The organism is Bradyrhizobium sp. 62B (genome assembly GCF_030272265.2).
Classification (GTDB): domain Bacteria; phylum Pseudomonadota; class Alphaproteobacteria; order Rhizobiales; family Xanthobacteraceae; genus Bradyrhizobium.
Genome location: NZ_CP092841.2, coordinates 411,342 through 425,015, shown reverse-complemented (window position 1 = coordinate 425,015; position 13,674 = coordinate 411,342). Strand labels below are relative to the sequence as shown.

The window sequence follows — 13,674 nt, the reverse complement described above, 5'->3', positions numbered from 1 at the left end:
CGACACGATGCGAGCGCCGCTCCTCAACCTGCTGCTGATCACTGGCGTTGCCGGCGCAAGCCTCGCGCAAGCAAGCACAAGCCTCGCGCAAGCTCAAACGGCAACGCCGGCGCCACAGACCGCGGCCGTCTCGCCCGATGCCATCAAGCAGCGCGAGCAGGAGCTGGAAGCCGCCCGCGCCAGGCAGAAGAGCGCCGAAGAGGCGCAGGCCAAGCTGAAGGCCGAGATCACCTCGCTCGGCAGGGACCGCACCCAGCTCAACCAGCAGCTGATCGACACCGCCGCCAATGTGCGCGGGGTCGAGAGCAAGATCGACGACACCGAAGCGCGGCTGCGAAGCCTGAACGGCCGCGAGCAGCAGATGCGCGCGTCGCTGGATTCGCGCCGCGCCGACATCGTCGAGGTGCTGGCCGCCTTGCAGCGCGCCGGCCGGCGTACGCCGCCGGCGCTGCTGGTGCGGCCCGAAGACGCGTTGCAATCGCTGCGCACCGCGATGCTGCTCGGCGCCGTCGTGCCGGAATTGCGCGGCCGCGCCGAGAAGATCGCAGGCGAGCTCGGCGAGCTCGTGGCCTTGCGCAAGACCATCGCGACCGAGCGCGACCAGCTCGCCGCAGACCGCGACAAGGTCCGCAGCGACCAGACCCGGCTCACCGCCCTGGTCGAGGAGCGGCAGCGCCAGCAGGCGGCGCGCGAAAAGGATCTCGACGCCGAGAACACGCGCGCGATCATGCTTTCAAAGCAGGTCGGCGATCTCCAGGGCCTCATCACCAAGATGGAGCAGGATCTGCAAAGCGCCGCCAAGGCCGCCGAGAAAGCCGCCGAGGCCGCAAAGCAGGCCGAGGCCAAGGAAGCCAAGCTGGCAGCCGCCAGCGCCAAGTCGGGCCCGGGCGCATTCAAGGATCGGTCCCGCACCACCCCCGCAATCGCGTTTGCCTCCGCCAAGGGTCTCCTGCCGCTTCCGGTTAACGGTAACAAGATCAGGGATTTTGGCGGTTCCGACGGTGTCGGCGGGGTCCAGAAGGGCATTTCGCTGGCGACCAAGCCCGGCTCCCAGGTCACGACCCCGTGTGACGGCTGGGTGGTCTATTCCGGCCCGTTCCGCAGCTATGGACAACTCTTGATCCTCAACGCCGGGGGCGGGTATCATGTCCTGATCGCCGGGATGGAGCGCATTTCGGTCAACATCGGACAGTTTGTGCTCACGGGGGAGCCGGTCGCGACCATGGGGTCGACATCTCAAGTCGCCTCCATTCTCGCGACGAACGCGAGTCAACCTGTGCTGTATGTCGAGTTCCGTAAGGACGGCACTCCAATCGATCCAGGCCCATGGTGGGCCGCAAATGAAGGCGAGAAGGTTCGCGGATGATGCGCAAGACTTCAGTAATCCTCCTCAGCGCAGCCACCGGTGCGGCGCTGACGCTGTTCGTGACCCAGCCGCGCGCGGTGTTCATGGGCTCCAGCGCGCGAGCCGCCACCGCGGACACCTATCGCCAGCTCAACCTGTTCGGTGACGTCTTCGAGCGCGTGCGCTCCGACTATGTCGAGAAGCCCGACGACACCAAGCTGATCGAATCCGCCATCAGCGGCATGCTCACCGGTCTCGATCCGCATTCGAGCTATATGGACGCCAAGAGCTTCCGCGACATGCAGGTGCAGACGCGCGGTGAGTTCGGCGGCCTCGGCATCGAGGTCACGATGGAAGACGGCCTCATCAAGGTGGTCTCGCCGATCGACGACACGCCAGCCTCGCGCGCCGGCGTCATGGCCAACGACATCATCACCAACCTCGACGACGAGGCGGTGCAGGGCCTGACCCTGAACCAGGCGGTCGAGAAGATGCGCGGCCCGGTCAACACCAAGATCAAGCTGAAGATCATCCGCAAGGGCCAGGACAATCCGATCGACGTCACCCTGGTGCGCGACAACATCCGCGTCCGCTCGGTGCGCGCGCGCGTCGAGCAGGACGATATCGCCTATATCCGCATCACCACCTTCAACGAGCAGACCACCGAAGGCCTGAAGCGTGAGGTCGCCAACCTCTCGAACCAGATCGGCGACAAGCTCAAGGGCTACATCATCGACCTCCGCAACAATCCGGGCGGCCTGCTCGAGGAAGCCGTCACCGTCTCCGACTCCTTCCTGGAGAAGGGCGAGATCGTCTCGACCCGCGGCCGCAATGCCGAGGAGACCCAGCGCCGCACCGCGCATTCCGGCGACCTCACCAAGGGCAAGCCTGTCATCGTGCTGGTCAATGGCGGCTCGGCCTCGGCCTCGGAGATCGTCGCCGGCGCGCTGCAGGACCACAAGCGCGCGACCATCGTCGGCACGCGCTCGTTCGGCAAGGGCTCGGTGCAGACCATCATCCCGCTCGGAAGCGGCAACGGCGCGCTGCGTCTGACCACGGCGCGCTATTACACGCCGTCGGGCAAGTCGATCCAGGCCAAGGGCATCGTGCCCGACATCGAAGTGCTGCAGGACGTGCCGGACGAGCTGAAGTCGCGCACCGACACCAAGGGCGAGGCTTCGCTGCGCGGCCATCTCAAGAACGACGGCGACGAGAAGACCGGCTCGCAGTCCTACGTCCCGCCGGACGCCAAGGACGACAAGGCGCTCAAGCTCGCCGGCGACCTGCTCCACGGCATCAAGAACAGCGCCTCGGCCGCGCCCACGCCTAGCGGCGACAACAAGGCCACGACCGACAAGCCGAAAGCGGCGAACTAAGTCGGAATCACACGATCCCAACGCAAGGGGCGGCTCCTGGAGCCGTCCTTTTTGCTTGGGAACTCGCATTGAACAGTGGCATCCCCGGCCTATCCCGGCCTGCCGCCGCTTGACCTCGGCGTGGTATCGTCCGTCGCAGTGATTCGGGATCGCGCATGACTGAAACGGCCGATGATCTGAGCGCCCCGCTCGGACAGGACAAGCCGCGCCGGAAACGCCGGCTGCGGCTGCCGTTCTCGGCCATGCAGCTGATCGCCGTGCTGCTCGGCCTGTTCCTCCTCACCTTTGCCGGCTTCGCCATCTTCAACAAGGATCCGCTCGGCGGCGAGCCGCTGACGCGGATCGCGATCAAGCCGGCGGACAAGGCCGCGGATGAGAAGCCGGCGGCCTCGAGCCATGCCGGCGACGGCAAGCAAGAGAGCAAGCACGAGACCAAGGAGACGCCGAAGCCGCCGGGCGAGCAAAAGACCGTCACCATGATCGACGGCTCCACCGGCGCGCGCCACGACGTGGTGATCGGCGGCGATGCCGCGGGCAAGAGCGAGGCAGCGGCAGCTTCGGCGCCGCCGGCGGTGATGGCCGGGATTGACCAGAAGCTGCTGGAGAAATCGCGCTACGGCATGATTCCAATGGTCGCCGGCGACCTCAAGCCGTTCAACGTCTACGCGGCGGAGGCCGATCGCGCCAAGGCGGCCAAGATGCCGGTGGTCGCCATCGTGATCGGCGGTCTCGGCGTCGGCGCCGCCAAGACAACCGACGCCATCATGAAGCTGCCGGCCGCGGTGACGCTGGCCTTCACGCCTTACGGCGCCGATCCCGGCAAGCTCGCCGAACGGGCCCGGGCGCAGCGCCACGAGATCTTCCTGCAGATCCCGATGGAGCCCTACGACTTTCCCGACAACGACCCGGGACCGCAGACGCTGCTGACCTCGCTCAGCGCCGACCAGAACATGGACCGCCTGTACTGGCACCTCAGCCGGATGCAGGGCTATGCCGGCATCGCCAACTTCATGGGTGCGCGCTTCGTCGCGACCGAGCCGGCGATGCAACCGATCATCCGCGAGGCAGCCAAGCGCGGCCTCGGCTTCTTCGACGACGGCTCCTCGCCCCGCAGCATCGCAGCCCAGGCGGCGGCGAACCAGGCCATGCCGTTCGGCAAGGGCGACCTCGCGATCGACGTGGTGCCGACGGCGACCGAGATCGACCGCGCCCTGAACAAGCTCGAATCGACGGCCCGCGAGCGCGGCATCGCCGTCGGCACGGCCTCCGCCCTGCCCGTCTCGATCGACCGCATCAGTGCCTGGACCAAGACATTGGGCGACCGGGGTATTCTTCTGGTGCCATTGACAACCGCGATGCTGAAATCAAAATCCAGCTAAATCAACGGATTGGTACGGCACGGGTCCTGGCGGGGGGCCGGTTAAGCCGTACCGGCAGCATGCGAGAGGTCTGGCGGAATGGCGCGTTATGAGGATCTGCCCTACCGGACCTGTGTCGGCGTGATGCTGATCAACACAGCGGGACTGGTGTTCATCGGCCGCCGTGCCGGCGGCATCGAACATGTCGACGACACCCATGTCTGGCAGATGCCGCAAGGCGGCGTCGATCCCGGCGAGGACACCTGGGAGGCCGCCAAGCGCGAGCTCTATGAGGAGACCAGCGTGCGCTCGGTCGAGCGGCTCGGCGAGGTCCCGGACTGGCTGACCTACGACATTCCGCGCACGGTCGCCGGGCGCGCCTGGAAAGGCCGCTACCGCGGCCAGCGCCAGAAATGGTACGCGGTGCGCTTCACCGGCAAGGACAGCGAGATCAACGTCGAAAAGCCCGGCGGCGGCGGCCACAAGGCCGAGTTCGTCAGCTGGCGCTGGGAGCCGATGAAGAACCTGACCGGGCTGATCATCCCGTTCAAGCGCCCGGTCTATGAGCGCGTGGTGCAGGAATTTTCCGCGCTGGCGGAGGAATGATTTGCATCGTCATTCCGGGGCGTGCGAAGCACGAACCCGGATGACGGCGAAAGACCTGCAAGTGACGCCTGAAAAACCCTACCGTCCCAATGTCGGCATCGCCCTCTTCAACACCGAGGGCCGCGTGCTGATCGGCCACCGTTTCAAGGGCGACGGCCCCGAGATCATCCTGCCCGGCCTCGACTGGCAGATGCCGCAGGGCGGCGTCGACGAGGGCGAGAACCTCCGCGATGCGGCGATGCGCGAGCTCTGGGAGGAGACCAGCGTCGTCAGCGCCCACTATCTCGGCGAGACCGACTGGCTCACCTACGAATTCCCGCCTTACGACGGCCCGCAGACCCATCGCCTCGCGAAGTTTCGCGGGCAGCGGCAAAAATGGTTCGCGCTGCGCTTCACCGGCAAGGACGACGAGATCGACCCGCTGACACCGCGCAACGGCCAGCCCGCCGAGTTCGACGCCTGGCGCTGGGAGCGCCTCGACCGGGTCGCGGACGTCGTGGTGCCGTTCCGGCGCGAGGTTTACCTCGCAGTGGCGCGGGAGTTTGCGGTGTTCGGAAACTGAAATCGCGAAAACAACCCCATGCACAGTAGAATGGGGTTGGAATCGTTGAAGAAATTTCACCGGAAGTTTCTAATTGATCGGGCCCACCGTGAATGGGCCGATGGCGATGACGTGGCAGTCGCTGTCGCGCTTGGCGCAGTCGGCGAGGGCCGAGGTGACGGCGGCCTGCTCGGCGGCGGCTTTGAGGCCGAGGCCCGGCCGGCCGGCGGTGCCGACGGCGACCGCATTCCAACCCATGGCGTCGCCGAGCTTGCGCACCACCTCGTCGCGCGCATCGGCCACGATCGAGGCGTTGGAGGCGGCATTGAAGAAGCCGGTGATCCTGAACAGGGTCGGGATCGGCACGACGAAATTGTCGTCGACCGCAACGACGAGGCAGGCGACGCCGGCGATCGCGCCGCAGGATTCCAGCGAGCGTCGCGCCGCGTCCTCGGCGGATGAGGCGCCGAGCACCATGAAATATTGCCCGCCCGGACCGAGCGCGACCGAGCGGGATTTCGCCGCCGGCACGAAGATGTTCTCGAGCCGGACTTTCTGCGGCTCGCGCACGATCGGAAAATCCTTCGACGCGAAGGCTCGCTCCGTCATCGCATCATGCCGGAAGTAGGGAGACGGCGGCATCGGCGGCTTGCCGTGCGCGTAGACGACGGTGTCGCCGACCGCGTAGAGCTCGCAGCGCCGCGGCGATTGCGCGGCATCGGCGCGCTTTTGGCACTGCTCGAGCGCGGTGTTGCGCGCGGCCTCCTCGCTTGCCTGGTTCAGCGCCGAGCCGGTGAAGCCGCCGACATTGAGCGCGAAGGCCTTGTGATCGCCGGAAGCGACATATTCGCTTGCCAGGAAGCTGCGCACGCGCTCGTTGATGAAGGGCACGCTATCGGCGGAGAACTTGCCTGACATCGCTGATGCCGACGGCGTCGGCGCCATCGCGGCGCTGACGCTCGGCGATGCCATTGGGGCCATCGGCGCCTTGGCGAGCTGGGTCGGTGACGGGCTCGGCGATACGGCACTTGCCGTTGGCGCCGTGCTGGAGGCTGCGTTCGGCGTCGCGGCTAGCGGCGCCACGACATTCGCCGCCTGCTTGAGCTTGGTGTTGTAGAGAAAGCCTGTGACGCCGATGCCGACGATCGAGACCACCGCGACCACCAGCGGCCACATCCACACCGGAGCGGCGGCCAGCTTGGCGGCCGGCTTCTTCAGCTGCGGCTTGCCATAGGTCCCGTCCTCGCGCCGCATCGCCACCATGTAGGCGTGAACGGGCGTCGGGATATTCTTCACCTCCTGCGCGCCGATATCGGCGAACTGCACCGACAGCTTGTTGGCGACCTGCTCGTGTACCGCGCGGGAGACGCAGATGCCGCCGACCTCGGCGAGCCCCTCCAGCCTTGCCGCGATGTTGACGCCGTCGCCCAACAGATCGCCGTCGCGCTCGACCACGTCGCCGATGGTGATGCCGATGCGGAACGACATCTGCCGGCTCGGCGGATAGGCCATGTTGCGGGTCCGCAGGGATTCCTGGATGTCGATCGCGCAGCGCACCGCATCGACTGCGCTCGGGAATTCCGCGAGCACGGCATCGCCCGCCGTGTTGAAGATGCGCCCGCTGGCCTTGGCGATGAAATCGTCGACGACCTCGCGATAGGAGGCCAGACGCCGCAACGTCTCCTCCTCGTCTTCCGCGACCAGCCGCGAGTAACCGGCAATATCGGCTGCGAAGATCGCTGCGATCTTGCGTTTCATCTGCACCCTGCCCCGGGAACAAAATTCACCGGGGAGAATGCCGCTATCGCAAGCGCGGTGCAACAAAGTTTCAGCGCCCGCCACCGGCCGGTGACGAGCGCTGAACCTGTTCAGGAATCCTAGGCCCAATGCCCCGGAGCAGTGCCCCGGGGCTTAGTGCATAGCCGTCGCGTTGAGCTGATGCTGAATGCTCTTGTAATGGTCGAGCCGCTCGATGGCGTGATCGAGCTCGCCGCCTTCATGCTCCTTCAGGTTCTCTTCCATCTCCGAGATGGTCTCGGCGAACTGCGCACGGTCGAGCTCGGCGAGCGACGTCGCGACGTCGGCGAGCACGGTCAGGCCCTTTTCGGAGACTTCGGCGAGGCCGCCGAGCACGATGATCTTCTCGTGCTTGCCGCCGGTGGTGATGGTGAGAATGCCCGGGCGGATCGCCGCCACGACCGGCGCATGCCCTGCCAGCACGCCGAAATCACCCTCGACGCCGGGAATGTCGACCTGATCGACCTCGCCCGAGAAGGCGAGCTTTTCCGGAGAGACGAGATCGAAATGGAAGGTGGCCATAAGAAACCTGCGAATGGTGAGTGGCGAGTGGTTGAAAGAGGGAGCAGCTATTCGCCACTCCCTATTCGCTATTCGCCAGCTTAGGCGGCTTCCGCCGCCAGCTTCTTGCCCTTCTCGACGGCTTCTTCGATGGTGCCGACCATGTAGAAGGCGGCTTCCGGCAGGTGGTCGTACTTGCCTTCCACCAGGCCCTTGAAGCCCTTGATGGTGTCGGCGAGGTCGACGAACTTGCCCGGCGAGCCCGTGAAGATTTCGGCGACGTGGAACGGCTGCGACATGAAGCGCTCGACCTTGCGGGCGCGGGCCACGGTCAGCTTGTCCTCTTCCGAAAGCTCGTCCATGCCGAGAATGGCGATGATGTCCTGCAGCGCCTTGTAACGCTGCAGCACCTGCTGGACCTGACGGGCGACCGCGTAGTGCTCCTCGCCGACGACGAGCGGGGAAAGCATGCGCGACGTCGAGTCGAGCGGGTCCACCGCCGGGTAGATGCCCTTTTCGGCGATCGAGCGCGACAGCGTGGTGGTCGCGTCAAGATGCGCGAACGAGGTCGCGGGCGCCGGGTCGGTCAAGTCGTCGGCCGGAACGTAGATGGCCTGCACCGAGGTGATCGAGCCCTTCTGGGTGGTGGTGATGCGCTCCTGCAGCGCGCCCATATCGGTGGCGAGCGTCGGCTGATAACCCACCGCCGAAGGAATACGGCCGAGCAGCGCCGACACTTCCGAGCCGGCCTGCGTGAAGCGGAAGATGTTGTCGACGAAGAACAGCACGTCCTGGCCCTTGTCGCGGAAGTCTTCCGCGATGGTCAGACCGGTGAGCGCGACGCGGGCGCGGGCGCCCGGGGGCTCGTTCATCTGGCCGAACACCAGCGCGCACTTCGACTTCACGCTCGGATCCGGATTCTTCGGATCGGCGTTGACCTTGGATTCGATGAACTCGTGATAGAGGTCGTTGCCCTCGCGGGTGCGCTCGCCGACGCCGGCGAACACGGAGTAACCACCGTGCGCCTTCGCGACGTTGTTGATCAGCTCCTGAATCAGCACGGTCTTGCCGACGCCGGCGCCGCCGAACAGGCCGATCTTGCCGCCCTTCGCATACGGAGCAAGAAGGTCGACGACCTTGATGCCGGTGACGAGAATTTCAGCTTCCGTCGACTGGTCGGTGTAGGTCGGTGCTTCCTGGTGGATGGCGCGCAGGCCTTCGGTCTTGACGGGGCCGGCTTCGTCGATCGGCTCGCCGATGACGTTGATGATGCGGCCGAGCGTGCCTTCACCGACGGGAACGCGGATCGGAGCGCCGGTGTCGGTCACTTCCTGGCCGCGGACCAGACCTTCGGTGGTGTCCATCGCGATGGTGCGGACCGTGGACTCGCCGAGATGCTGGGCGACTTCGAGCACCAGACGGTTGCCGCCGTTCTTGGTCTCGAGCGAATTGAGAATGGCCGGGAGGTGGCCTTCGAACTGCACGTCGACGACGGCGCCGATGACCTGGGTGACGCGACCGACCTGGGCTGCCATTGAATGTCTCCTTCGATCCGAACTTCTAGACCACGGTCAACGACCGGGATGATGGGTTGAATGGGTGCCGACGCGTCCTTAGACGGCTTCGGCGCCCGAGATGATTTCGATCAGTTCCTTGGTGATCTGCGCCTGACGCGTGCGGTTGTAGACCAGCGTCTGCTTGCGGATCATCTCACCGGCGTTGCGCGTCGCATTGTCCATCGCGCTCATCTGCGCGCCGTAGAACGAGGCGTTGTTCTCGAGCAGCGCGCGGAAGATCTGGACCGCGAGATTGCGCGGCAGAAGACGGGTGAGAATCTCGTCCTCTTCCGGCTCGTATTCGTAAGACGTCGTGTTGGCGGCAGCGGCCGTCTCGACCACCAGCGGAATGATCTGCTGGGCGGTCGGGATCTGCGCGATCACCGAGCGGAAGCGCGAATAGAACAGCGTGCAGACGTCGAACTCGCCGTTGTCGAACCGCGCCAGCACCTTCTTGGCGATCTCCTCGGCATTGACGAAGCCGAGCTGGCGGACGCTGCGCAGGTCCATGTGCTCGACGATCTGCTTGTCGAACAGGCGGCGGAGCTGCTCGTAACCCTTGCGCCCGACGCAGAAGAATTTGACTTCCTTGCCCTGCGCCATCAGCGCCTGGGCACGCTCGCGGGCGAGACGCACGATCGACGAGTTGAAAGCGCCGGACAGGCCGCGCTCGCCGGTGCAGACCAGCAGCAGGTGAACCTGGTCCTTGCCGGTGCCGGCCAGCAGAACCGGCGCGCCGGGCGAGCCCGCCGCGGCGCTGGCGATGTTGGAGATCACCGCGCTCATCTTGTCGGCGTAGGGACGCGCGGCTTCCGCCGCGGTCTGCGCGCGGCGCAGCTTGGAGGCCGCGACCATCTGCATGGCCTTGGTGATCTTTTGCGTCGCCTTGGTGGAGGCGATGCGGACGCGCATGTCTTTAAGTGACGCCATTCTTCGTCCCCGACGGTTCGATCCCTCGGATCAAGCCGCTAGCCTATCTCTGTCGTCATGCCCGGGCTCGTCCCGGGCATCCACGTTCTCGTCTGCCACGCGGTAACACGTGGATGGCCGGGACTTCAGTTGCGAAGACGCGCTTCGCGCTTTGGCCCGGCCATGACGGCGTTCTTCTTACGCGAAGCTCTTCGCGAAACCTTCGACCACCGACTTCAGCTTGGCAGCGGTGTCGTCGGTGAGGTCGCGGGTGTCGCGGATCGAATTGAGGATGTCGGCGTTCTTGCCGCGCAGCAGCGACAACAGGCCATCCTCAAACGCGCGCACCTTGTTGACCGGGAGCGGATCGAGATAGCCGTTGGTGCCGGCCCAGATCACGCAGACCTGTTCTTCCATCTTCAGCGGCGAGAACTGCGGCTGCTTCAAGAGCTCGGTCAGGCGCGAACCGCGGTTCAGCAGGCGCTGGGTCGAGGCGTCGAGGTCGGAGCCGAACTGCGCGAACGCCGCCATTTCGCGGTACTGCGCGAGCTCACCCTTGATCTTGCCGGCGACCTTCTTGGTGGCCTTGGTCTGCGCCGACGAACCGACGCGCGACACCGACAGACCGACGTTCACCGCGGGACGGATGCCCTGGAAGAACAGGTCGGTTTCCAGGAAGATCTGGCCGTCGGTGATCGAGATGACGTTGGTCGGGATGTAGGCCGACACGTCGTTGGCCTGGGTTTCGATGACCGGCAGAGCGGTCAGCGAGCCGGAGCCCTGGTCCTTGTTCAGCTTCGCCGCGCGCTCGAGCAGGCGGGAGTGCAGATAGAACACGTCGCCGGGATAGGCTTCGCGGCCCGGCGGGCGGCGCAGCAGCAGCGACATCTGGCGATAGGCGACGGCCTGCTTGGACAGATCGTCATAGATGATGACGGCGTGCATGCCGTTGTCGCGGAAGTACTCGCCCATGGTGCAACCGGTGAACGGCGCGATGTACTGCATCGGCGCCGGATCGGATGCGGTGGCGGCGACGACGATCGAATATTCGAGCGCGCCCTGCTCTTCCAGAACCTTCACGAACTGGGCGACGGTCGAACGCTTCTGGCCGACCGCGACGTAGACGCAGTACAGCTTGATGTTCTCGTCGGGCTGCGCGTTGAGCGGCTTCTGGTTCAGGATGGTGTCGAGCGCGATCGCGGTCTTGCCGGTCTGACGGTCGCCGATGATCAGCTCGCGCTGGCCGCGGCCGATCGGGATCAGGGCGTCGATCGCCTTGAGGCCGGTCGCCATCGGCTCGTTCACCGATTTGCGCGGAATGATGCCGGGCGCCTTGACGTCGACGCGCATGCGCTTGTCGGCCTGGATCGGACCCTTGCCGTCGATCGGATTGCCGAGACCGTCGACAACGCGACCGAGCAGGCCCTTGCCGACCGGCGCGTCCACGATGGCGCGGGTGCGCTTGACGGTCTGGCCTTCCTTGATCTCGCGGTCGGCACCGAAAATAACGACGCCGACGTTGTCGGTTTCGAGGTTCAGCGCCATGCCGCGGGTGCCGTTCTCGAACTCGACCATTTCACCGGCCTGGACGTTGTCCAGACCGTAGACGCGAGCGATACCGTCGCCGACGGACAGCACCTGTCCGACTTCGGAGACTTCAGCTTCCTGGCCGAAATTCTTGATCTGGTCCTTGAGGATCGCGGAAATTTCCGCGGCGCGGATGTCCATCAGCCTGCCTCTTTCATCGCGTGCTTGATCGAATTGAGTTTGGTGCGAAGCGAACCATCGACCATGCGGCTGCCCAGCTTGACGACGAGGCCACCGATGATCGCGGGATCGACTTTCACGTTCAGCGCGACGTCCTTGCCGGTCACCGACTTCAGGGCAACCTTGAGGGCGTCGAGATTCTTGTCAGAGAGCGCTTCCGCCACCGTGACGTCGGCCGTCGTCTCGCCCTTGAACTTGGCGACGAGGGCGCGGTAGGCGCGGATGACGTCCGTCACCGCGAACAGGCGGCGGTTGGCGGTCAGCACTTTGAGGAAATTGGCGGAGATGCCGGCGATGCCGGCCTTGGCCAGCACGGCCGACAGGGCCCTGGACTGGGCGTCGGCCGCGAACACCGGGCTGCGAACGAGGCGCGTGAGATCGGCGCTTTCGTTCAGCAAGCCCTCGAATTTCTCGAGGTCGGCCTTGACCTCGTCGACCACTTTCTGGTCGCGGGCCAGGTCGAACAATGCCGTTGCATAACGGCCGGACACACCGGAAACGGACGTATCTTCTGCAGCCACAGACGCGCTCTTTTTGCTGTCAAACTCGCAAGGGAAAAACCGTCGCCACAAAGCGGCGCCTAGCGATCCAAGCCCTTGGAATTCAAGCGGGACTTCGATTTTCGACCAGCACGGGACGTGCCGGGCTCGTTAAAATCGCGGCTTTGCTAACATAGCAGGCGCGCAGGTGCAACATGACGCCAAATTAAAGGCACGAGGTTCTGTCGCCAGTTCGTCGCACGCTGCGAGACATCGAACACTGCCTGATCCAAGGATCGATCACGAAGGGATCAAGGACTTGGGTGACGGGCTACCGTGTCGCGGAATGGTTTGAGCCTGGTCGCCCTTAACTCCCCCCGTTGGTTCCTGCCTCCAGCGCATAGCGGCCATGAACACGAATCGCTGAGGCGTGATTCCGACGTCCGTTGCTCCCCGCCCCGAATACTTACCCAATTCTAAACAATGAAAGCGATAACTTCGTTTTACAGTATCTCTAAGTAATAACCTGCTTAACAAATCGTTAAAAACGAAGATTTGGAGATGCGAGCTGAATATCCTGCGCCGGTAACAAGATGTTTCATGGCGACACGGAACGGATTTACTGCCCAATTCACGCCGCATTGGGAATCGAAACGCGAACCCGCTCACAAACTGATGGGGGCTCCACTAGCCACATATGTGGCAATACTAGCTTAGGGACCAGTAAATGCTGTCTTTGAAGACGCTGGGCTTTGTAACCCGGCCGCGTACGGCGATCGCTTTCGTTGCCGCAACTCTCCTCATCGGTGGAACTGCCACCGAAGCTTCCGCCAAATCCCGGCATCACCGGCATCATCACCACCGCCACCACGCCCAGACCGATACCAACGCGACCCCCGATTGGCGCAACGCCAACGCGTCGATGAATCCGACCTCGGGCGGCGGCCACAGCTTCTCCGGCATGGCCTCCTATTACGGCAACGAGTCCGGCAGCCGCACCGCTTCGGGCCAGCGCTTCAATCAGAACGCCCTGACCGCGGCGCACCGCTCGCTGCCGTTCGGCACCAAGCTGCGCGTCACCCACCGTGGCTCGAGCGTCATCGTCACCATCAACGACCGCGGCCCGTTCATTCGCGGCCGGGTTCTCGACCTCTCCACGGGTGCGGCCCGCGCCATCGGCCTCACCGGCGCCGGCGTCGGCCGCGTCACCGCGGAAGTCGTCTCCTAAGGCGCGTTAGCGCCTCAGTGATCGCGCAGTTTTCCATCAGTTTGCTGCGCGAATAAAACAAGCCCGCGGTCTTGGGGGACCGCGGGCTTTTTTACGTGCCGTCATTCCGGGGCGCGCGTAGCTCGAGCCCGGAATCCATTTCACCCCAGGTACTGCCGCCCTATGGATTCCGGGCTCGCGCCTTACGGCGCGCCCCGGAATGACAGTGGCC

General features: G+C 65.0%; 12 protein-coding genes. 6 read left to right on the top strand and 6 right to left on the bottom strand.

From position 1 onward, the window contains the following. The first annotated feature begins 7 nt into the window (after positions 1-7). From ML401_RS02035 to ML401_RS02015, 5 genes are all read left to right on the top strand, one after another. Positions 8-1,366, top strand: coding sequence for a murein hydrolase activator EnvC (locus ML401_RS02035; protein WP_285809440.1), 1,359 nt, complete (start codon positions 8-10; stop codon positions 1,364-1,366). Beyond that, complete coding sequence (locus ML401_RS02030; protein WP_194405454.1) at positions 1,363-2,721, top strand: S41 family peptidase; 1,359 nt, start codon at positions 1,363-1,365, stop codon at positions 2,719-2,721. Before ML401_RS02035 ends, ML401_RS02030 begins: the two co-directional genes overlap by 4 nt. Positions 2,722-2,876: 155 nt before the next feature. Further along, positions 2,877-4,100, top strand: a complete 1,224-nt coding sequence (locus ML401_RS02025; RefSeq protein ID WP_285809438.1) for a divergent polysaccharide deacetylase family protein — start codon at positions 2,877-2,879, stop codon at positions 4,098-4,100. Positions 4,101-4,178: 78 nt separating this feature from the next. Further along, on the top strand, positions 4,179-4,685 hold the full coding sequence (locus ML401_RS02020) for an RNA pyrophosphohydrolase (RefSeq protein WP_194405452.1): 507 nt from the start codon (positions 4,179-4,181) through the stop codon (positions 4,683-4,685). A 61-nt stretch (positions 4,686-4,746) separates the two neighbouring features. Beyond that, positions 4,747-5,247, top strand: a complete 501-nt coding sequence (locus ML401_RS02015) for an RNA pyrophosphohydrolase (RefSeq protein ID WP_285812793.1) — start codon at positions 4,747-4,749, stop codon at positions 5,245-5,247. Positions 5,248-5,316: 69 nt separating this feature from the next. Here ML401_RS02015 and ML401_RS02010 read toward each other — a convergent pair whose 3' ends face one another. The 6 genes from ML401_RS02010 to ML401_RS01985 form a co-directional block, all read right to left on the bottom strand. Beyond that, positions 5,317-6,984: an adenylate/guanylate cyclase domain-containing protein gene (locus ML401_RS02010; protein ID WP_212068959.1), complete on the bottom strand. Its 1,668-nt coding sequence runs from the start codon at positions 6,982-6,984 to the stop codon at positions 5,317-5,319. Positions 6,985-7,137: 153 nt separating this feature from the next. Further along, positions 7,138-7,545: a F0F1 ATP synthase subunit epsilon gene (locus ML401_RS02005; protein WP_194405450.1), complete on the bottom strand. Its 408-nt coding sequence runs from the start codon at positions 7,543-7,545 to the stop codon at positions 7,138-7,140. A gap of 80 nt (positions 7,546-7,625) precedes the next feature. Further along, entirely contained in the window at positions 7,626-9,059 is a 1,434-nt protein-coding gene (gene atpD, locus ML401_RS02000; RefSeq protein ID WP_025032831.1) for a F0F1 ATP synthase subunit beta, read from the bottom strand. A 78-nt stretch (positions 9,060-9,137) separates the two neighbouring features. Then, positions 9,138-10,010, bottom strand: coding sequence for a F0F1 ATP synthase subunit gamma (locus ML401_RS01995; protein ID WP_194405449.1), 873 nt, complete (start codon positions 10,008-10,010; stop codon positions 9,138-9,140). 177 nt (positions 10,011-10,187) lie between these two features. Further along, on the bottom strand, positions 10,188-11,717 hold the full coding sequence (gene atpA / locus ML401_RS01990; protein WP_194405448.1) for a F0F1 ATP synthase subunit alpha: 1,530 nt from the start codon (positions 11,715-11,717) through the stop codon (positions 10,188-10,190). Then, positions 11,717-12,277 carry a F0F1 ATP synthase subunit delta gene (locus ML401_RS01985; RefSeq protein ID WP_211415071.1) on the bottom strand — a complete coding sequence of 187 codons (561 nt, stop codon included), beginning with the start codon at positions 12,275-12,277 and terminating at the stop codon, positions 11,717-11,719. Before ML401_RS01985 ends, atpA begins: the two co-directional genes overlap by 1 nt. Positions 12,278-12,962: 685 nt before the next feature. Between ML401_RS01985 and ML401_RS01980 the strand changes: the two genes are divergently transcribed. After that, entirely contained in the window at positions 12,963-13,463 is a 501-nt protein-coding gene (locus ML401_RS01980; protein ID WP_211415072.1) for a septal ring lytic transglycosylase RlpA family protein, read from the top strand. The last annotated feature ends 211 nt before the right edge of the window (positions 13,464-13,674 follow it).